Annotated in this window: 21 protein-coding genes; 13 read left to right on the forward strand and 8 right to left on the reverse strand. The window is 71.1% G+C overall.

The window, feature by feature from the left end; genetic code table 11:
- Positions 1–137: 137 nt before the first annotated feature.
- From GIS00_RS18830 to GIS00_RS18840, 3 genes are read left to right on the forward strand one after another with little or no spacing between them, the layout of a single operon-like run.
- Positions 138–1,583 (forward strand): DHA2 family efflux MFS transporter permease subunit, encoded by a 1,446-nt coding sequence (locus tag GIS00_RS18830; RefSeq protein WP_154769988.1) that lies wholly within the window; start codon positions 138–140, stop codon positions 1,581–1,583.
- A gap of 58 nt (positions 1,584–1,641) precedes the next feature.
- Entirely contained in the window at positions 1,642–4,503 is a 2,862-nt protein-coding gene (locus tag GIS00_RS18835) for a BTAD domain-containing putative transcriptional regulator (RefSeq protein WP_154769989.1), read from the forward strand.
- Positions 4,504–4,541: 38 nt separating this feature from the next.
- Positions 4,542–5,318, forward strand: a complete 777-nt coding sequence (locus GIS00_RS18840; protein ID WP_154769990.1) for an SDR family NAD(P)-dependent oxidoreductase — start codon at positions 4,542–4,544, stop codon at positions 5,316–5,318.
- Positions 5,319–5,352: 34 nt separating this feature from the next.
- Here GIS00_RS18840 and GIS00_RS18845 read toward each other — a convergent pair whose 3' ends face one another.
- On the reverse strand, positions 5,353–5,823 hold the full coding sequence (locus GIS00_RS18845; RefSeq protein ID WP_154769991.1) for a group II truncated hemoglobin: 471 nt from the start codon (positions 5,821–5,823) through the stop codon (positions 5,353–5,355).
- A 105-nt stretch (positions 5,824–5,928) separates the two neighbouring features.
- Positions 5,929–6,342 (reverse strand): DUF6157 family protein, encoded by a 414-nt coding sequence (locus GIS00_RS18850; protein ID WP_154769992.1) that lies wholly within the window; start codon positions 6,340–6,342, stop codon positions 5,929–5,931.
- A gap of 73 nt (positions 6,343–6,415) precedes the next feature.
- On the opposite strand from GIS00_RS18850, the gene GIS00_RS29070 reads away from it, so the two are divergent.
- From GIS00_RS29070 to GIS00_RS18875, 5 genes are all read left to right on the forward strand, one after another.
- Positions 6,416–7,258: a helix-turn-helix domain-containing protein gene (locus GIS00_RS29070; protein ID WP_322098128.1), complete on the forward strand. Its 843-nt coding sequence runs from the start codon at positions 6,416–6,418 to the stop codon at positions 7,256–7,258.
- A gap of 112 nt (positions 7,259–7,370) precedes the next feature.
- Positions 7,371–7,700, forward strand: coding sequence for a PadR family transcriptional regulator (locus GIS00_RS18860; protein WP_407666885.1), 330 nt, complete (start codon positions 7,371–7,373; stop codon positions 7,698–7,700).
- A 5-nt stretch (positions 7,701–7,705) separates the two neighbouring features.
- A complete protein-coding gene (locus tag GIS00_RS18865; RefSeq protein WP_154769995.1) occupies positions 7,706–8,059 on the forward strand; it encodes a DUF1048 domain-containing protein in 354 nt (117 codons plus the stop codon).
- On the forward strand, positions 8,056–8,847 hold the full coding sequence (locus GIS00_RS18870; protein WP_154769996.1) for an ABC transporter ATP-binding protein: 792 nt from the start codon (positions 8,056–8,058) through the stop codon (positions 8,845–8,847). The genes GIS00_RS18865 and GIS00_RS18870 overlap by 4 nt, the downstream gene beginning before the upstream one ends.
- On the forward strand, positions 8,844–9,605 hold the full coding sequence (locus GIS00_RS18875) for an ABC transporter permease (RefSeq protein ID WP_154769997.1): 762 nt from the start codon (positions 8,844–8,846) through the stop codon (positions 9,603–9,605). Before GIS00_RS18870 ends, GIS00_RS18875 begins: the two co-directional genes overlap by 4 nt.
- A 14-nt stretch (positions 9,606–9,619) precedes the next feature.
- Here GIS00_RS18875 and GIS00_RS18880 read toward each other — a convergent pair whose 3' ends face one another.
- On the reverse strand, positions 9,620–10,678 hold the full coding sequence (locus GIS00_RS18880; RefSeq protein WP_154769998.1) for an alpha/beta hydrolase: 1,059 nt from the start codon (positions 10,676–10,678) through the stop codon (positions 9,620–9,622).
- Between the two features lie 133 nt (positions 10,679–10,811).
- Here GIS00_RS18880 and pyrE point away from each other — a divergent pair, with 133 nt between their 5' ends.
- Together pyrE and GIS00_RS18890 are read left to right on the forward strand one after the other, a co-directional pair.
- Positions 10,812–11,390 (forward strand): orotate phosphoribosyltransferase, encoded by a 579-nt coding sequence (gene pyrE / locus GIS00_RS18885; RefSeq protein WP_407666892.1) that lies wholly within the window; start codon positions 10,812–10,814, stop codon positions 11,388–11,390.
- Between the two features lie 47 nt (positions 11,391–11,437).
- Positions 11,438–12,109 (forward strand): TrmH family RNA methyltransferase, encoded by a 672-nt coding sequence (locus GIS00_RS18890; RefSeq protein WP_322098130.1) that lies wholly within the window; start codon positions 11,438–11,440, stop codon positions 12,107–12,109.
- Positions 12,110–12,121: 12 nt separating this feature from the next.
- On the opposite strand, the gene GIS00_RS18895 is transcribed toward GIS00_RS18890, so the two are convergent.
- The 5 genes from GIS00_RS18895 to GIS00_RS18915 all read right to left on the reverse strand — a co-directional run bounded on the left by GIS00_RS18895 (position 12,122) and on the right by GIS00_RS18915 (position 14,454).
- The gene (locus GIS00_RS18895) at positions 12,122–12,391 is read right to left on the reverse strand and encodes a hypothetical protein (RefSeq protein WP_154770000.1); all 270 of its coding nucleotides are present in this window, start codon (positions 12,389–12,391) and stop codon (positions 12,122–12,124) included.
- Between the two features lie 51 nt (positions 12,392–12,442).
- Positions 12,443–12,718 (reverse strand): hypothetical protein, encoded by a 276-nt coding sequence (locus GIS00_RS18900; protein WP_154770001.1) that lies wholly within the window; start codon positions 12,716–12,718, stop codon positions 12,443–12,445.
- A 66-nt stretch (positions 12,719–12,784) separates the two neighbouring features.
- A complete protein-coding gene (locus tag GIS00_RS18905) occupies positions 12,785–13,441 on the reverse strand; it encodes a VTT domain-containing protein (RefSeq protein ID WP_322098131.1) in 657 nt (218 codons plus the stop codon).
- A 149-nt stretch (positions 13,442–13,590) separates the two neighbouring features.
- Positions 13,591–13,830 carry a hypothetical protein gene (locus tag GIS00_RS18910; protein ID WP_154770002.1) on the reverse strand — a complete coding sequence of 80 codons (240 nt, stop codon included), beginning with the start codon at positions 13,828–13,830 and terminating at the stop codon, positions 13,591–13,593.
- 9 nt (positions 13,831–13,839) lie between these two features.
- Positions 13,840–14,454, reverse strand: a complete 615-nt coding sequence (locus GIS00_RS18915) for a SigE family RNA polymerase sigma factor (RefSeq protein WP_154770222.1) — start codon at positions 14,452–14,454, stop codon at positions 13,840–13,842.
- 515 nt (positions 14,455–14,969) lie between these two features.
- On the opposite strand from GIS00_RS18915, the gene GIS00_RS18920 reads away from it, so the two are divergent.
- From GIS00_RS18920 to GIS00_RS18930, 3 genes are all read left to right on the forward strand, one after another.
- On the forward strand, positions 14,970–16,442 hold the full coding sequence (locus tag GIS00_RS18920; protein ID WP_230313803.1) for an ABC transporter substrate-binding protein: 1,473 nt from the start codon (positions 14,970–14,972) through the stop codon (positions 16,440–16,442).
- 352 nt (positions 16,443–16,794) lie between these two features.
- Positions 16,795–17,901, forward strand: a complete 1,107-nt coding sequence (locus tag GIS00_RS18925; RefSeq protein WP_322098133.1) for a carbohydrate ABC transporter permease — start codon at positions 16,795–16,797, stop codon at positions 17,899–17,901.
- Positions 17,898–18,827: a carbohydrate ABC transporter permease gene (locus GIS00_RS18930; RefSeq protein ID WP_154770003.1), complete on the forward strand. Its 930-nt coding sequence runs from the start codon at positions 17,898–17,900 to the stop codon at positions 18,825–18,827. Before GIS00_RS18925 ends, GIS00_RS18930 begins: the two co-directional genes overlap by 4 nt.
- Positions 18,828–18,897: the final 70 nt, after the last annotated feature.

The raw sequence follows: 18,897 nt of genomic DNA on the forward strand, positions 1-18,897 counted from the left end.
CGTGCTCTCACGCCGCACTCACATCCGGCAATCCCCCGGGTGAGTGCACGTGAGAGAACGCCGTGAGAGCCCCGGGCCACCGTGTGCACAGGCAGCGCCGGGCTGCGCCGGACCGATCAGGGAAGCGGGAAGAGACGATGGGAACGCAGGAGCTGGACCAGGAACGAACGGCCGGGCTGTCGCCACGGCGATGGCTGGTGCTGATCGCGATGACCGGCTCGCTGTCGATGGTGATGCTCGACCAGACGGTGGTCGCGGTGGCCCTGCCCTCGATGACCCGGGATCTGCCGTTGTCCGCGCACGGCGGCGCCTGGGTGGCGAACGCCTACGTGCTGGCGATGGCCGCGCTGGTGGCGCTGGGCGGGCGGGCCGGTGACCTGCTGGGCGGCCGCACCACCTTCCGGGTCGGCGTCACGCTGTTCTTCCTGGCCTCGGCCGGCTGCGCCTTCGCCCCGACCGGTGATGCCGGCCAGGGTGTGCTGATCGCCTTCCGCGCCCTGCAGGGGGTGGGGGCGGCGCTGATGGTGCCGGTCTCGGCGGCGATCGTGATGGCCGAGTTCCCGCCCGCCGAACGCGGCCGGGTGATGGCGATGTACGCCGGGATCAGCCAGATCTTCCTGGCCCTGGGTCCGCTGATCGGCGGTCTGCTCACCGAGTACGTGTCCTGGCGCGCGGTGTTCCTGTTGAACGTGCCGGTCGGCATCGCGACGCTGGTGCTGGTGAGGATCGCCCGGGTGCCGAACGTGCGCAGGCCCGCCGGGCGGCTGTCGGTCCTCGACATCGTGCTGGTGGTCGGTGGTCTCGGACTGACCACGGTGGCCGTGCAGCAGTCGGGTCTGTGGGGCTGGGCATCGCCGGTCACGCTGACGCTGCTCACCGCAGGAGTACTGGCGACCGCGGTCTTCGTGGTCCGGCAGCTGCGCAGCCGTGACCCGTTGATGCAGCTGCGGCTGTTCGCCGACCGCGGGTTCACCGGGGATGCCGTGGTGATGGCGCTGGTGCAGTTCGGCCTGCTGGGCATGGTGCTGTACAGCTCGGTCTACCTGCAGGGCGTGCTCGGGATCTCGCCGGCGCAGGCCGGTGTCGCGGTGCTGCCGCTGATCATCCCGCTGACCGTCGCCGCGCAGATCGGTGGTCGCTGGTTCGACCGGGCCGGGGTGCGGGCACCGGCGCTGACCGGGCTGCTGGTGTGTGCGGCCGGCGCCGTGCTCTGGACGCTGGCGCTGCCGACGCTCACCTACGGCTGGCAGATCCCCGGCATGGTGGTGATGGGACTCGGCCTCGGACTCACCCTCTCGCCGACCAACACCGACGCGCTGGCCCGGGCCGGGGAGGACCGGCGCAGCCAGGCCTCCGGCGTGGTGCAGACGATGCGGCAGCTCGGCGGCACGCTGGGCGTCGCCGTGATCGGCAGCGTGGTGGTCTCCCGCGTCCACTCCTCGGGGCTGTCCGACGGCTCCCCGCACACCACCGCTGACGCCATCTCCGCCGGGTTCCTCTGCGCGGCAGTCGCTTTCGCGCTGGCGGCGGCGGCCGCGGCGGTGTTCCTGCAGCGGCGCCCGCTGGTGACGGACCAGGGCTGATCCCGATCATGGACGACGGGCACTTCTCCGGCAGGTCGCGCCCGGATAGCGTGCGGCCATGGACTTCCGGGACCTCGGCCCACTGCAGGTGGAGAACGAGGGCATCCCGGTACGGCTCACCGGTCGCCGTCTGCTCTCGGTCCTCGCGGTGCTGGTGGCGCGGCAGGGCGACGTGGTGACGGTGGACGGCCTCATCGACGCCGTCTGGGACGGTGCCCCGCCGGACCGGGCGGAGGCGGCGCTGGACTCGCTGCTCTGGCGGCTGCGCAAGGCCCTCGAGCCGGCGCGGGCGCCGCGCGACCCGGACGGTCTGCTGCGCACCGAGGCCGCCGGCTACCGGCTGGAGGCCGGACGCGGGGAGATCGACTCGGCGGCCTTCGCCCGCGAGGCGGCCGCCGCGACGGACGCCCTGCGCGCCGGTGATCACACGCGGGCGCTGGACATCAGCACCCGGGCGCTCGGCCGGTGGCGCGGCCGGCCGTACGACGGGATCTCCGACGCCGGCTGGATCGCGGCCGCCCGGGAGCGGCTGGAAGCGGTGCGGATCGACCTGGCGGAGATCCGGATCGGGGCGCTGCTCGTGGCCGGACGGCCGGAGGAGGCGGTGGCCGACCTGGTGCCGCTGATCGACGAGTACCCGTTCCGCGAGCACCTGCGGGCCCAGCACATGCTCGGCCTCTACCGGTCCGGGCGACAGGCGGAGGCGTTGGCGGCCTACGCCGGCGCACGGCAGGTGCTGGACGCCGAGCTCGGTGTCGAACCGGGACCGGAACTCGTGGCCATGCACGCCGCCGTCCTCGGTCAGGATCCCGCGCTGGACCTGCCCCGGAAGGCCGCGCCGGCCGGCCCGGTCGACGCGGGTGCCTTGTCCGGCACCGGATTGCCCGCCCGCCGGGTGGTCCCGATCGGACGGGCCGCCGAGTCCGACGCGGTGACCGCAGCGGTCCGGCCGGGCCGGCTGCTCACCCTGGTCGGGCCGATGGGTGTCGGCAAGACCACGCTGGCGATCGCCTGCGCGGCGGGCCTGGTCGACGACGAGAGATACCCCGACGGAGTGCATCTCGCCGACCTGTCCGCGGTGGCCGACCCTGCCGCGGTGGCCGGGGAACTGGCCGCCGCACTGGGGCTGACCCTCGATCCCGGTTCTCCGGCCCGCTCGCTGGCCGCGTCCCTGGCCGGCCGACGGGCGCTGCTGGTCGTCGACAACTGCGAGCAGCTGCTGCCCGGCATCGCCGACCTGGTCGCCGGGATCCTCTCCACTGCAGTCGATCTCGCCGTGCTGGCGACCAGTCGGGAGGAACTGGGCGTCCCCGGCGAGACGGTGGTGCGGATCCAGCCGTTCCCGGTCCCCGGTGGCGCCGGCGCCGACAGCCCCGGCGTGGCACTGTTCCTGGACCGGTCCGGTCTGTCGGACGACGCCGCCGATGCCGGCGACATCGCCGAGGTGGTGCGTATCTGTGCGGCGCTGGACGGCCTCCCGCTGGGGATCGAGCTCGCCGCCCGGCGCGCCCGGTTCCTCAGCCTGGCCGAGGTGGCCGCCGGGGTGGAGGCCGAACCCGGGGCGCTGACCCGCGATCCGCGCAGCCCGCGACCGGACCGGACGTTGCACGACGGCATCGAGGTGAGCCACCGGACCTGTCGCCCGGACGAGCAGGTGCTGCACCGCCGACTGTCCGCGCTGTCCGCGCCGTTCACCCTCGGCCTGGCCCGGGCGGTGGCCGGGAACCCGCCGCTGGCCGCCGATCTCGTGCCGGACCTGGCTGCTGCGCTGGCCGGCCGGTCGCTGCTCGCGGTGGAACCGTCGGGCCGCCCGGGGGCGCCCACCCGGTTCCGCCAGCTGCTGCCGATCAGGGCGCACGCGGCGGACGCCCTGCGGGCAGCCGGGGAGATGAGCGAGATCGTCGGCCGGCGCGACGCACACGTCGTCGCGCTCGTCGCCGACGGCCCGCGGCGCGGGCGTCCGGGGCAGCGGACCTGGTACGAGGCACTGGACGCCGACCGGGCGTCGGTGGGTGCGGCGATCGAGTCGCTGCTGACCGCGCCGGACGGTGATCCGGTCGCGTTGCTGCTGTCGCGCCTCGCCGGGTACGTGCACGACCGCAATCACGCCGTGGAGGCCCGGCGCTGGCTGGTCGCCGCCGACCGGCACCCGGGCCTGTCGGAGTTCGGCGCGGCGACCGCCGCCGCGGCGCTGGGCTGTTCCTACGCCATTGCCCGCGACAACGACCGCGCTGCAGACTGTTTCGCCCGCGCCGAGCCGGTGCTGCTGGCAGCCGCAGACGGCGTCGCCGATGACGGCCGGGCCGTCGACGCCGCCGGGGCACTGCTCGACATGGCCTGCGCCGCCTGGCTCGGCGACGACTGGGCCCGGGCCGTCGGGCTCGCGACCGTGGCCGCCGACCGCTGCCGGGCGGTCGGTGCCGATCACGAGGCGATGATCGCCGATGCGGTGCTGATCGCCGGCGGCGTGTTCGCCGATCCCGCCGCCGGGGTGGCAGCGGCGGAGGCGCTGCTGGCCCGGCCCGGTGCTGACCGCAACGGGCTGGCCACGCTCTTCGCCTGTGGGACCGCGGCCATCGGGTCCGCGATGACCGGAGACCCGGAGGCCGCGGTGCGCTGGACCGGTGAGGCACTGCGCTGCTCGCTGGCCATCGGTGCGGAGAACATCGGCGGGCTGTTGGAACAACGCGGCGGTCACCTGGTGCGGGCCGGGCGGCCGGTGGAGGCGCTGCGCTGCTTCGGTGCCGCCGCCGCGCACGACCGCCGGGTCGGCCTGACCTGGCCGCAGCACCCGACCACGCCGCCGCTGCTGTCGGCGGCCCGGGCCGGGGTCGGTGACCAGGAGGCCGACCAGGCCTGGTCCGCCGGGGAGCGGGTGATCGCCGCCGGGCGCGGGCTGCGCCTCACCGACTGGATCTGACCCGCCCGGACGCCCCGGTCCGTCCGTAGGGTGGTCGGATGCCCACCGCACTCGTCACCGGGGCGACCGCCGGCATCGGAGCCGCGTTCGCCGTCCACCTCGCCACCCAGGGGTACGACCTGGTGCTGGTCGCCCGCGGTACCGACCGGCTGCAGGAGCGCCGGGCCACCCTGCTGACGCTGGGTGCGCCCACGGTCGAGCTGATCACCGCGGACCTGACTCACGCGGCCGACCGGGAGGAGGTGGCCGAGCGGCTGGCCCGGCCCGGCGCGCCGGTCGACCTGCTGGTGAACAACGCCGGCATCGGGCTGGGCAAGGAGTTCCTGGAGAGCACCCCGGACGACCTGCAGCGACAGATCGACCTCAACGTCACCGCCGTGGTGCGCCTGACCCACGCCGTGCTGCCCGGCATGGTGCAGCGCGGGCACGGCGGGGTGATCAACGTGGCGTCGATCGCCGGCCTGGTCGCCGGCCGCGGCACCACCTACGCCGGGTCAAAGGCGTTCGTGGTCAGCCTGTCCGAGGGACTGTCGATGTCGTTGCGCGGCACCGGTGTCCGGGTGCAGGCGCTGTGCCCTGGTTTCGTCCGCACCGAGTTCCACGACCGGGCCGGCATCGACATGACGAAGACCCCGGATGCGCTCTACGTCGACATCGACCTGGTGGTGCGCACCTCCCTGGACGACCTGCGCCACGACCGGCCGCTGTCGATCCCGGGGCCGCTCTACAAGGTCATCGCCACGCTGTCCCGGCTGGCCCCGCGCGGGCTGGTCCGGTCCGTCGCGGCGAAGGTCAACAACAAGGGCCGCACCTGAGCCCTGTCCCGCGAACGGTGGTCAAGCCCGTGGTTCAGCCGGTCCACGGCGGCGCGACACCCCAGCCCCAGCGGGGGACCGGTGCGTCGGTGACCGGCGCGGCGCCCGGCTGCGAGTTGGCCACCGCCAGCCGGGTGCCCCACTCCAGGTAGCCGACCAGCGCGGCCCGGAACTCCGGGTCGGCCGGCATCCCGGCGTCGTCGGCGGCCCGGCTCATCAGCGTGGCGAACCGGAACCGCTGTTCGTCGCTGATCCCGAGATCGATGTGGTGGCGCAGCATCTCCGGGTACCCGCCGTGCTGCTCGGTGTACAGCGCCGGGCCGCCGAACACCTCCGCCCACCACAGCGTCACGTGGGCCCGGTGCGCCTCGCTGACCTGACCGTGGAACACCGGGCCGAGCAGGTCGTCCTGCTCCACCCGGTCGTAGAACGCGTCCATCAACCGGCGGAACGCCTCGGTCCCTCCCGCCCACTCCCACAGTGTCGGTGTGTCGTCCTCTGCCATGCCGGGCAGTGTGCGCGCACGCCTGGGCCGGGGCCAGCGGCTTTCGCCGACAGCGGATCCCTGCAGCCGGCCCGGGTCCGGTCCGGGGCCGGCAGACCCACTCGGTCAGGCCCGCTTCGACCGCATCGCCGCGACCACCGTCAGGTCCGGGTCGGCGGCCGCCTGTCGGTACTCCGCCGAACCGACCGGGAGCAACGTGACGTGGCCGTCGGCGTCGTGCAGCAGTCCCCAGCCATAACGTTTGGCCAGCGGGGAGGACCGCAGGCACGCCTGCGGCTTGTCGAAGAAGGCGGTCCGGGCGGTCGCCTGCTCGTTCTCCTTCACCCCGGTGCGCAGCGCCTGCACCGTGAAGAGCAGGTCGTCGGAGGTCATCCGGGCCCCGGGGGCGGTGAGCAGCCCGAACTGCAGGGAGGCGATCGTCGGACCCTTGCCGTCCGGCGGCTCCTGCGCGGCGGTCACCGGGCAGTCGGCGGCGACGGTGATGAAGGTGTTCGTGTAGTTCGTGCTGTGCGGTGCCATGTCCGGTCCCTCCGTATGCGGTCCGGATCGATCCTGGTGCTGCGGTGTCGGCCCGGTCTTGCAGAATTCCGACGTGCGGCAGACGAGCGACGAGGAACCGATCCTTCCCAGGGATCGGCACGGTGTGCTGCACCCGGCCAACCTGCCCCGGTTCGCGGCCCGCCGGTACTCCCCGTCGCCGGCGGCGGCGACGCTGGTGGACGGGTACTGGGAGGTGAGCTGGCGGCTACCGCCGGGGGAGTCGATCCGGCAGCGGGTGATCGAGTTCCCGGCGATCACACTGACCCTGGAATCGGGGGAGGTGCCGGCGCCGCTGGTGCTGACCGGGGTGCACTCCCGGGCCTGGGTCCGTGAGATCAGCGGTGAAGGCACGGCTTTCGGCATCCGGCTGCGGCCTGCCGGGATCGTGCTGCTGGGCGGGCTGACCCCGCAGCAGGTGGCCGATCGGACGGTACCCGTCACCGCCGACGATCCGGACCCGGCGGTGCATGCACTGCTGGTGGCCGTCGCCCGGGCCGGGGACGCCGCCGGACGGATCCGGTTGATGGACGACCACGCAGCGGCGGCGGCCTCGCGGGCCGGTGAGCTCCACCTGCTGGCCAATCGCGTGGTGGACCGGCTGCTGGCGGACGTCCACCGACCCGGCGGTGCCGAGTTGGCCGGGCTCGTCGGAGCGGGGGAGCGCAGCGTCCAGCGCGCACTGCGGGCGACCCTGGGACGAGGCCCCACCTGGGTGGCCCGTCGGATCCGGCTGCAGGAGGTGGCGCGCCTGCTGGCCACCCGTCCCGATCTCGACATCACCTCCGTGGCCGCTGATCTCGGCTACACCGACCAGGCGCACCTGACCACCGACTTCCGTGGCGTGGCCGGAGTGACACCGGCCGCCTACCGGCGCTCGGTGGTCGCCGGGTCCTGATCGAACGTCCCCTGACAACCCCCTTGCGCGATCGGTAGTCAGCGCTACTATGTACCGGTAGTCAGTGCTGCTGAGTACCTCGCCGGCAGCCGTGCGGAATGTGGGAGGTGTTGTGGGCAAACAGATGACGGAGATGCTCAAGGGCACGTTGGAGGGCATCGTGCTGGCGATCCTGGCGCTGCGCCCGGCCTACGGGTACGAGATCACCGCGTGGCTGCGGGACCAGGGATTCACCGACATCGCCGAGGGCACGATCTACGCCCTGCTGGTGCGGGTGGAGCAGAAGGGCCTGGTGGACGTGGAGAAGGTGCCGTCGGAGAAAGGCCCGCCGCGGAAGGTCTACTCGCTGAACGCCCGCGGTCGTGAACAACTCGAAGAGTTCCGCAGGACCTGGAGCTTCCTGTCGGAACGTCTGGACCAGCTCCACCGAGAAGGAGTGTGAAAACGATGATGTCGATCTCGGGCATGTTCCAGGAGAAGAAGCGCTACCGGCAGTACAAGGCCCGGATGCAGGAACTCCCGCCCGGCTACCGGGAGACCGTCGGGGCGCTGGAGCGCTATCTGATGGTCACCGGTCCCGGTGACGGCGCGAACCTGTTGGCGATGCTGGAGGACCTGGCCGATCTGTTCGAGCAGAGCGTCGCCGACGGCACACCGATCGCCGGCATCGTCGGCGAGGACGTGGTGGAGTTCGCCGAGGCGTTCCAGCGGAACTACCCGCGCGGGCAGTGGATCACCAAGGAACGCAAGAAGCTCGCCGACGCGGTGCGGGAGGCACAGAAGTCCGGTGGTGCGCCATGAGTGCTCCGGTCCTCGCGCCACCGGCGATCAGCATCCGCGGGCTGCGGAAGTCCTTCGCCGACCACCAGGTGCTGCGCGGCGTCGACCTCGACGTGGCACCGGGCAGCATCACCGCCCTGCTCGGCTCCAACGGCGCCGGCAAGACCACGGTGGTGCGCATCCTCGCCACCCTGCTGCGCGCGGACGCCGGGTCCGCGGAGGTGCTCGGCCATGATGTGACCACTGCTGCCGGGCAGGTCCGGGAGTCGATCAGCCTGACCGGGCAGTTCACCGCGGTGGACGACATCCTCAGCGGTCGCGAGAATCTCGTGCTGATGGCGAAGCTCCGGCACCTGCCGGACCCCGGTGCGGTGGCCGACGACCTGCTGTCCAGGTTCTCGCTCACCGAGGCCGGTGGCCGGAAGGTGTCCACCTTCTCCGGTGGCATGCGCCGCCGCCTGGACATCGCCATGAGCCTGGTCGGCGACCCGGCGGTGATCTTCCTGGACGAGCCGACGACCGGGCTGGATCCCGCCGCTCGGATCGAGGTCTGGTCCACGATCGAGGATCTCGCCGGCCGAGGCACCACGGTGCTGCTGACCACGCAGTACCTTCAGGAGGCCGAGCAGCTCGCCGACCGGATCGCGATCCTGCACGAGGGCAGCATCCTGGTGGAGGGCACGCTCGCCGAACTGCGCGCGCTGTTGCCGCCGGCCACCGTCACCTACGTCGAGAAACAGCCCTCGCTGGAGGAGATCTTCTTCGCGCTCACCGGGCGCCCTGCCGGGCACGGGAAGGGAGAGTCATGACCACGCACGTCATCCGGGACACCGGCTCGCTGCTGGGCCGCTCGCTGCGGCACGTCTCGCGCAGCCCGGACACCATCATCACCACCTCGGTGATGCCGATCGCGTTCCTGCTGCTGTTCGTCTACGTCTTCGGCGGCGCGATCAGCGCCGGCCCGGGCAACTACGTCAACTACCTGCTGCCCGGGATCCTGCTCATCACCATCGCCTCCGGGGTGTCCTACACGGCCTTCCGGCTGTTCCTGGACATGAAGAGCGGCATCGTCGAGCGGTTCCGGTCGATGCCGATCGCCCGGTCCTCGGTGCTGTGGTCACACGTGCTGACATCGATGGTGGCGAACGTGCTCTCGCTCGTGCTGGTGGTGCTGGTGGCCCTGCTCATGGGGTTCCGGACCTCGGCCGGCGTCGGTGCATGGCTGGCGGTGATCGGCATCCTGCTGCTGTTCACCCTGGCGCTGACCTGGCTCGCGGTGATCCCCGGCCTGACCGCGGGCTCGCAGGACGGGGCGATCGGCTTCTCCTACCCGCTGATCTTCCTGCCGTTCATCAGCTCGGCGTTCGTGCCGACGGACACCATGCCCGGGCCGGTGCGCTGGTTCGCCGAGCACCAGCCGGTCACCGCGATCGTCGACGCGCTGCGCCGGCTGCTGGACGAGCAACCGGTCGGCACGGACATCTGGGTCGCGCTCGCCTGGTGCGTCGGGATCCTGGTGCTGGCAGCAGGTCTCGCCCTGCGGGTCTACCGCCGCAAGTTCGCCTGACTCCCGGTCGGTCGTCAGTCCAGCAGGTGGTCGGCCAGCACCTCGGCCACCTCGTCGGTGCGCTCGATGTGCGGGCTGTGGCCGACGCCCTCGAACACCACCTCGCGGTAGCTGCCGCCGGCGTCGGCATAGCGGTCCAGCACGGTCCGGGTCTGGGTGACCATCGGCTGGACCGGGGAGGCGTCGGCCCCCGGCCAGCCGGGCACCGCGCCCAGCGCGCCGAGCTGGGACAGGTCGAACATCGAGGTGTCCGAGACGATCTGGTCCGCATCGCCGCGCAGCCACAGGATCGGCGGCTTCGGGTCGATGTCCACCACGCCGGTCAGATCGAGGTGGGTGGGCGCCATCGTGTTGAGCACCCCGCGGTCGCCGGGCGCCACGCCGGGCCAGGTGGTGGTGGGCCGGGAGTCACCCGGGTAGTTGTCCTCGCCGGTCGCGGTGGACAGCATCGAGGCGACGAAGATCTCCTCGCCCTCCCCGTCCCAGCCGGGCGCGACGTAGAAGGAGCGCAGCACCACCTTCGGCGAGGACGGCGCGGCGTCGGAGGTGTCGCCGTCGGCGAGGGCGCGGACGAACTCGGTGTTCGCCGAGCCGGCGCCGGAGCCGGCCGCGTCCGGCGAGGCGAGCGTCCCGTCCGCCCGGGTCGCGCCGAAACCGTAGGGGGACACCGGGTTCACCAGGGTCACGGTGCGGACCGCGGACGGCCGGTCGATGAGCATCTGCAGCACGACACCACCACCCATCGACCAGCCCAGCAGGTCCACCTCGTCGTGACCGAGGGCATCGATCGTGGCCCACACGTCGTCGGCGAAGTCCCGCAGCCCGCGGGTCGCGTCGACCGGAGCGGTCGACGTACCGCCGAACCCGCGCAGGTCGATCGCGACCGGCCGGATGCCCGCCGGGAGCCGGGTCATCAGCGGGAAGAAGAACGGGGAGGAGGAGACGTTGCCGTGCACCAGTACCAGCGGCCGGCCCTCCTGGCGCTCGACCACCTCGCGGACGCACACCTCGATCCCGTTGGCCGGGATGGTGTTCACGGTGATCCGGTCGTGGTGGAAGAGGTGGTCCGCCATCGCTGTCTCCTTCGAGGGACGCCGATCCGCTGCGCACCGGCCGCCGTCGTCGCGGCGCCGCGCCTGTCCGGCGATCTTCGCATCCCGGTCCCGGCCGGGCAGCGGGGGCACGGCCGGCCGGCGATGTGCCAGGCTGTGCGGCGTGAGCAACGCCCCCACCCCGGCCCCCGTCCCCGACGCCGCCGCCCGCGCCCGGCTGGCCGAGCTGGTCGCCGATCTCGCCGTGGTGCACGGCAAGGTGATCCTGTCCTCCGGCCGGGAGGCGGACTACTACATCGACGGCCGGCTGCCCACGCTGCACCACGAGGCCGCCCCGCTGATCGGCATCCTGCTGCGCCAGCTCACCGCCGACTGGGAGTTCGATGCGGTCGGCGGTCTCACCCTCGGCGCCGACCCGGTCGCCGCCGCGGTGATGCACGCGCCGGGTCGGCCGATCGACGCGTTCGTGGTGCGCAAGGAGACCAAGGCGCACGGCATGCAGAAGCGGATCGAGGGTCCGTCGGTGCAGGGTCGCCGGGTGCTCGCCGTCGAGGACACCTCCACCACCGGCGGATCGGTGCTGACCGCGGTCGACGCCCTGCAGGAGGCCGGCGCCGAGGTGGTCGGGGTGGCCACGGTGATCGACCGGGCGACCGGCGCGGCCGAGGCGGTCCAGGCCCGCGGTCTGCAGTACCGCTACCTGCTGGACCTGCACGACCTGGGGCTGGCCTGACCCTCCCGCCGGCCGCGGCCGGTCCCGGTGCTGCCGCGGACGGTCCAGTGACTGCCGCGGACGGTCCCGGGGCGGACCTCCCCGGACCGACCGAGTGGGTCACCGGCGAACCGGTCGGCGTCGGCCCGCACCCGCGGCCCTGGCCGGACGACGCGCGGCTGGACCCGGAGCTGCTGTCGAGCGGTGACGCCCGCAACGTCGTCGACGCGTACCGGTACTGGCGGCGGGAGGCGATCGTCGCCGACCTGGACGCCCGGCGGCACCCGTTCGAGGTGGCCATCGAGAACTTCGGCCACGACGCCAACATCGGCACGGTCGTGCGCACGGCGAACGCGTTCCTCGCGGCCCGGGTGCACATCGTCGGGCGGCGCCGGTGGAACCGCCGCGGCGCCATGGTCACCGACCGGTACCAGCACGTGCACCACCACCCCGACGTCGACGCCCTTCTCACCGACGCCGCGGGCCGCGGCCTCACCGTGGTCGCGGTGGACAACGTGCCCGGCGCGGTGCCGCTGGAGACGACCGAACTGCCGCGCGACTGCCTGCTGGTGTTCGGCGCCGAGTCCGGCGGGATCACCGATCCGACCCGGCAGGGCGCGGCACTGACTGTGTCCATCGCCCAGTTCGGGTCCACCCGGTCGGTCAACGCCGGGGTCGCGGCCGGCATCGCCATGCACGCCTGGATCCGGACCCACGCGGACCTGCGCACCGCCTGGTGACGCGCTCCCCGGTCAGCGGTAGTCGACGCAGATCTCGTCCGGGCCGGTCAGCGTGATCCCGAACCAGCTGACCCCGCCGGTGCACAGCGCCCGCGGCGACTCCCGGGCCAGGTCACCGATCTGCGAGCGGACGGCGATCGCGCCGATCAGCAACATCGCGGCGGCGGCCAGCACGGCGATGCGGGCCGCCCAGCGGTGCAGCACGAACAGGCAGACCGCGGCCGCGGCGGCAACGATCGCGATCAGCCAGATCAGCCAGGTCTGCGCGCTGGTGGTGTTCATGGCGGGGGTCGGTGGTGACTGTCGTGTCGGGATCAGTGGGCTCGGCGACCGTCAGGAACCCGGGCAGCCCGGCAGGGTGACGTCGATGCCGAAGAAGCTGGGGCTGTCACAGGCCGCGGCACCGACGGCGTTCTGCGCGCCCTCGGCGTAACTGACGATCCGGTCCCGCTGCTGCCACCCGAAGAAGATGATGACCGCGGCCAGCACCAGCGTGATGATCTTGCCGACGATCTTCTTGATGACGATCGCGAGCACGATCGCCACCACGGCCAGGCCAATCAGCACCCACATCGCGGTGGTCTTGATCGTCTCGAAGTCGAGTTCCACGTCAGGAACCTATCGGTGCGGGGGTCGGGAACCGGTGTGCCGGGCCGAGGCCCGGAACCCGTGGACTCAGCGCTCGGCGGCGCGGCGCCGGCGCTGCCGCAGGTGCAGCAGGGCCGGGATCGCGGACATCAGCACCACGATGACCACGGCGCCGACGAAGATCAGGTCGACGTTCTCGGCGATGAAGTCGATCCGGCCGAGGAAGTAGCCGGCCAGGGTGACAATGCCCACCCACAGCGCGCCGCCGATGGCGGAGTACAGGGTGAAGATCTTGGCGTCCATCTTGGAGGCGCCGGCCATGACGGTCGCGACAGTGCGCACGATCGGCACGAACCGCGCCAGCACCACGGTGATCTTGCCGTACTTGGCGAAGAACGCCTCGGACTTCTCGATGTACTCCGGCTTGAGGAACTTGGCGTCCGGTCGCTTGAACACTGCCGGTCCGACCTTGCGGCCGATCCAGTAGCCGACCATGTTGCCCACGAAGGCGGCCACCCAGAGCAGGGCGAGGAAGAGCCAGATGTTGACATCCAGGGTGCCTGTGGCCACGAGAAGTCCTGCGATGAACAACAGGGTGTCGCCGGGCAGGAAGAAGCCGATGAGCAGACCGCACTCGGCGAACAGGATGGCCATGACGACAGCTGTGGCCCAGGGGCCTGCCCCGTTGAGGATCACCTCAGGGTCCAGCCAGCTCGGGAGGATCGACATCTCGGAGGTGGTCACGGCTGCAAAGGTTACCGGCCCGGATACGCCGCCAGTGTGAAATCGCTGATCAGCGCCGATGAAAGAAGTCACGCCGGTTCCGGGAACCGGATCGGGTTCGCTGAGCGGTGCTCAGGAAAACGGACGGACGTACCGGGCGCCGCGAAGGATCAGAACAGCCAGAGACTGATCACGCCGAGCACCGCGCCGGAGACGAGGGCGGCAGCGCCGATCACCAGGATCAGGGTGCGGTCGGTCCAGCCCTGACCGCGGGACCCGCGGGCGGCAGGGGTGTTCCGGCTTGCGTCCGCAGCCGGCTTCGGCCCGCCGGCCATCGCCCGCAACGCCTGCTGCAGCACCTGTTCGGCCTTCGGGTCGGGCTCGCCGGCGGCCGGCCCGGGAGGGGGCACGCGCACCGGTCAGCGGGCCCGCATGATGTCGCCGAGCTTGGCGACCGCGCGGCTGGCCGTCGACTTCACCGTGCCCTTGGACAGCCCGGTGGCCTCGGCGATCTCCGCCTCGGACAGTCCGCCGTAGTAGCGCAGCACCAGTACCTCGCGCTGCCGCGGGGCCAGGTCGCCGAGGGCGGCGACCACCGCCTGGTGCTCGGCGGTCAGCATCGCGAGCGACTCGGCGGAACGCGCGGTGCCGGCGTGCGGCGGGACGTAGGCGCGGGCGGTGCGCCGGCGGCGCAGCATCGACCGGGAGCCGTTGACCACCGCGGTGCGCAGGTAGCCGATGGCGGCGGCGCTGTCGCGCAGCCCGTCCCAGTTCCGGAACAGGCCGGCGAACGCCTCCTGCACCACGTCCTCCGCGCTGGCCTGGTCGTCCACCAGCAGGATCGCCAGCCGGACCATCCCCATCCGGTGGCTGCGGTAGAGGTCGTCGATGGTCAGCGGCGCGTCCGGCGGTGCGGCGGGCTCCGCGATCGCCGGGTTGAGCTGGGCCAGGGTGCCGAGGGTGCGCTCGACGACGGCCTCTGAGTAATCGGAGCCGGAATGGTCGGGGGAGCCGCCGGCGGGCCCGGGGGGCATGGCGTAGTGACCTTCGGTGGACACCTGGTTGCCTCCTCGTCGACCCGCCCCGGACCCGGCGCCGGATCCGACGGTGCGCGGGACCGCGGCCGGGTGTCCGGATCGTACGTCCGATGACCCTCCGCGGTCCCGGGTTCGGCGGCCGCCACCCGCCCGGCGGAGCGGCCGCACGCCCGCTTCCGGGCAGGAAGCCGGCCGCCGGTGGGTCGCCGGTGGCCGCTACAGCTGTCCGGTGATCGACGGATGTGACGAAAGAGGCGCTGTGACAGCCGGTTCCGGTTGTGTACCACCGATGTCCGCCGCCACGCCGTGCGGCCTGCGGTTTGGCAGTTCCATGTGTCTGCTCTGTGACCGGAATGAGCACGCGGTTACGTAATCGTTACGTCCACAGCGTGCCCTCAACTTGCACAGGCCGATTGCAAACGCTTTCATGGCGGGGTGCTGTGAGCGCCCTCACAGCCCAACGTCAAGAAACGGAGGTCAGCCGAGTGTCACGTACTCCGGCTAGGAAGGCGATGGCCACCATCGCAGGGATCAGCGCCCTCGCGCTGATCATGACCGCCTGTGGAGGCAGCAGCAACGAAGCCACCACCACCACCCCGGCCGGCAGCACCGCTGCGTCGGCCACCACCGAGGCCCCGGCCTCGTCGAGCGGGGGCTCCTCGGAGGCCCCGACCTCCTCCGGCGGGTCCGAGACGTCCACCAGCTCCGGCGGCAGCGGCACCGTCCCCGGTGACGACGACACCTGGTGCGACACCATCAAGAGCAACTGGGCCGACATCTCCGGCAAGTCCGTCTCGGTCTACACCAGCATCGTGGCCGCCGAGGCCGAGGGTCTGAAGAACTCCTGGACCGACTTCACCGACTGCACCGGCGTCACCGTGAACTACAACGGTGACAAGAACTTCGAGCAGCAGGTCGTGGTGCAGGCGCAGTCCGGCAACCCGTCGGACATCGCGTTCGTGCCGCAGCCCGGTCTGCTCAAGACCCTGGTCGACACCGGCACCGTCGTCGCCGCCCCGCAGCAGGTCCAGGACAACGTGGACAAGTACTGGGATCCGGGCTGGAAGACCTACGGCACCATCAACGACACCTTCTACGCCGCCCCGCTCGGCGCGAACGTGAAGTCGCTGGTCTGGTACTCGCCGAAGATGTTCGAGGCTAAGGGCTACACGATCCCGCAGACCTGGGACGAGATGGTCGCGCTGTCCGACAAGATCGCTGCCGATCCGGACGGTGTGAAGCCGTGGTGCGCCGGTATCGAGTCGGGCAACGCCACCGGCTGGACCGCCACCGACTGGCTGGAGGAGGTCGTGATGCGCCAGGCCGGGCCTGACGTCTACGACCAGTGGGTCAGCCACGAGGTCAAGTTCTCCGACGCGCCGATCGCGACCGCGCTGGCCACCGTCGGCAGCATCTGGAAGAACGAGAAGTACGTCAACGCCGGCATCGGCGACGTCTCCTCGATCGCCACCCAGGGCTTCGACACCGCGGGTGCCCCGATCCAGGCCGGCCAGTGCTACATGATGCAGCAGGCGAACTTCTACGCCTCGAACTGGACGGGCAACCCGACCATCTCCGAGGACGGCGACATCTTCGCCTTCTACCTGCCGACGATCGATCCGCAGTTCGGCAAGCCGGTCGAGGTCGGTGGCGAGTTCACCACCGCCTTCTCCGACCGTCCGGAGGTGCAGGCGTTCCAGTTCTACCTGTCCACCGCGCACTGGGCGAACAATCAGTCCAAGTCGGCCAACTCCCGCATCTCGGCCAACAAGGGCCTGCTGATCGACAACGTCCAGGGCGACCTGAACAAGCTCTGCGTCGGCATCCTGCAGGACACCGAGGCGATCTCCCGCTTCGACGCCTCCGACCTGATGCCGGCCGCGGTCGGCTCGGGCGCCGAGTGGCAGCAGCTGACCGCGTGGATCACCGGTCAGGACGACGCGACCACGCTGGCCGCGATCGACGCCGCCTGGCCCGCCAGCTGATCCCCACCGGTCCCGGCCGCTCACCGCGAGCGGCCGGGACCGTCCGGGTCTGCGGCAGCAGTCCCGTCACCGGAACTTCCTCGGTGACAGGGTTTTTCCAGTTTCTCCAGCTTCTCCAGTGATGCACGGGTGGACCCCGGACCCTGTCGAGTCCAGCGGGTCCGGGGTCCACCTGTCGCAGTTCCACGCACGTACGACCGGGATCGGGACCGGGCCTCTCGTGGCACCCCCTCCGGCCGACCTCATCCGCTCTCCGACGGAGGGACAGAAAGTGACCGATCAGCAAGTGCGGACGGTGGCAACGCCGCCACCGGCTCCACCGGCCCGGGCCGAACGCCAGGGTGTGTCCTGGGTGTCGATCGTGGTGTGGCTGGTGATCGTCGCGGCGATCGCCGGCATCATCATTGCGAGCCTGGGTGGCGGCGAGACCGGGTTGTTGTTCAAGGCGCGGGAGCAGCACGGCTGGCTCGCCACGGCGATCTTCAACCCGACCAGTGCGGGTCAGAAGATCTTCGTGATGATCCTGGCGATCCTGTTGTTCGTGGTGATCATGGGCGTGATCCTGTGGGCCATCGACCGGCCGAAGGTGCCGTTGGGGGTGCTGGTCGCCGGGTTCCTCGGGCCGGTGGTGATCGCGCTGTCCGGTGGTCTGCTGTGGTCCGGGATCAGCACGATCATCAAGTCGTTCCAGACGTTCAACAGCTCGGGGCAGTCCACCGGATGGGCCGGGTTCGACAACTACACCCGGATCTTCACCGCGGCCAACCAGAACATGCTGATCAACACGGTGCTGTGGATCTTCCTGGTGCCGATCCTGGCCACCGCGTTCGGCCTGGTCTACGCCACCCTGGTGGATCGGACCCGGTTCGAGGCCGCGGCCAAGGCGCTGATCTTCCTGCCCACCGCGATCTCGATGGTGGCCGCCTCGGTCATCTGGCGCTACGTCTACTACCAGCCCTCCCCGTCGGGGAAGGAACAGGTCGGCCTGCTCAACGCGCTGGTCGAGCTGGTCGGCGGTACGCCGCAGAACTGGACCACCAAGTTCCCGCTCGGCACGCTCGCGCTGATCGTGGTGATGATCTGGATCCAGGCGGGCTTCGCGATGACGGTGCTCTCGGCGGCGATCAAGGCCGTGCCGGACGACATCATCGAGGCCGCCAAGATCGACGGCGCGACCGGGATGCGGCTGTTCTGGTCGGTCACCATCCCGACCATCCGGCCCACCCTGGTGGTGGTGCTGACCACGGTCGCGATCGCGTCGCTCAAGACGTTCGACATCGTCAACGTCATGGGCGGCAACCTGCCGGTGAACAACATCGTCGCGAACGCCTTCTACAACGCCAGCTCGGTGCAGCAGCCCGGCTGGGCCGGCGCCTACGCGGTGATCATCTTCATCGTGGTCACCCCGGTGATCATCTTCAACGTCCGCCAGATGAAGAAGTCGGAGGCCATCCGATGACCACCACCACACCTCCGATGCTGGTCGAGCCCGAGGGCAAGGTCAGCGCCCGCAAGCTCAAGGCGCAACTGCGGGCCCAGGAGGCGAAGACGAAGCTGTCCTCGCCGTGGGCCTCCGGGCTCGCGATCATCATCGCGATCCTGTGGACGCTGCCCACGTTCGGCCTGCTGGTCAACTCGCTGCGCACCACCCCCGGCCCGACCACCTCCGGCTGGTGGAAGTTCTGGAGCAACGGGATCGGGTTCACCTTCGAGAACTACACCAACGCCTGGACCGGCAACGGCGCGCAGCCGCTGTCGGACTTCATCCTCAACTCGATCATCATCACGCTGCCCGCGGTGTTCATCCCGATCACCCTTGCCCTGCTGGCCGCCTACGCCTTCGCGTGGATCGACTTCAAGGGCAAGAACATCCTGTTCATCGCGGTGTTCGTGATGCAGGTGGTGCCGATCCAGGTCGCCCTGATCCCGCTGAACACGGTGTACGTCAAGCTCGGCCTGAACACCTCGTTCTGGTCGATCTGGTTGTCGCACACCATCTTCGGCCTGCCGCTGGCGATCTTCCTGCTGCACAACTTCATGAAGGAGATCCCCGGCTCGCTCATCGAGGCGGCACGGGTGGACGGGGCCGGCCACGTCCGGATCTTCTTCCAGGTGCTGATGCCGCTGCTGGTCCCGGCCATCGCGTCCTTCGGCATCTTCCAGTTCCTGTGGGTCTGGAACGACCTGCTGGTCGCGCTGACCTTCTCCAGCCAGAACACCTCGCCGATCACCAAGGGCATCCAGCAGCTCACCACCCAGTTCGGCCAGCAGGGCAACATCCTGCCCGCCGCAGCGGTGCTGGCCATGCTCGTGCCATTGGCGGTGTTCCTGTCACTGCAACGGTTCTTCGTCCGCGGCCTGCTCGCAGGCAGCGTCAAGGGCTGACCCTGCTCCTCCGTACCTGCTCCGGTCCGTCGGCCCACCGCCGCCGGACCGGAGCGGGCGAGGAGGGCTG

The organism is Nakamurella alba (assembly GCF_009707545.1).
Lineage (GTDB): Bacteria > Actinomycetota > Actinomycetes > Mycobacteriales > Nakamurellaceae > Nakamurella > Nakamurella alba.

Bases quoted from the DNA above. Each gene is read 5' to 3' on its own strand.
- GIS00_RS18830 (WP_154769988.1), top strand. From the start codon at position 138: ATGGGAACGCAGGAGCTGGACCAGGAACGAACGGCCGGGCTGTCGCCA.
- GIS00_RS18835 (WP_154769989.1), top strand. From the start codon at position 1,642: ATGGACTTCCGGGACCTCGGCCCACTGCAGGTGGAGAACGAGGGCATC.
- GIS00_RS18840 (WP_154769990.1), top strand. From the start codon at position 4,542: ATGCCCACCGCACTCGTCACCGGGGCGACCGCCGGCATCGGAGCCGCG.
- GIS00_RS18845 (WP_154769991.1), bottom strand. From the start codon at position 5,823: ATGGCAGAGGACGACACACCGACACTGTGGGAGTGGGCGGGAGGGACC.
- GIS00_RS18850 (WP_154769992.1), bottom strand. From the start codon at position 6,342: ATGGCACCGCACAGCACGAACTACACGAACACCTTCATCACCGTCGCC.
- GIS00_RS18865 (WP_154769995.1), top strand. From the start codon at position 7,706: ATGATGTCGATCTCGGGCATGTTCCAGGAGAAGAAGCGCTACCGGCAG.
- GIS00_RS18870 (WP_154769996.1), top strand. From the start codon at position 8,056: ATGAGTGCTCCGGTCCTCGCGCCACCGGCGATCAGCATCCGCGGGCTG.
- GIS00_RS18875 (WP_154769997.1), top strand. From the start codon at position 8,844: ATGACCACGCACGTCATCCGGGACACCGGCTCGCTGCTGGGCCGCTCG.
- GIS00_RS18880 (WP_154769998.1), bottom strand. From the start codon at position 10,678: ATGGCGGACCACCTCTTCCACCACGACCGGATCACCGTGAACACCATC.
- GIS00_RS18895 (WP_154770000.1), bottom strand. From the start codon at position 12,391: ATGAACACCACCAGCGCGCAGACCTGGCTGATCTGGCTGATCGCGATC.
- GIS00_RS18915 (WP_154770222.1), bottom strand. From the start codon at position 14,454: ATGCCCCCCGGGCCCGCCGGCGGCTCCCCCGACCATTCCGGCTCCGAT.
- GIS00_RS18920 (WP_230313803.1), top strand. From the start codon at position 14,970: ATGGCCACCATCGCAGGGATCAGCGCCCTCGCGCTGATCATGACCGCC.
- GIS00_RS18930 (WP_154770003.1), top strand. From the start codon at position 17,898: ATGACCACCACCACACCTCCGATGCTGGTCGAGCCCGAGGGCAAGGTC.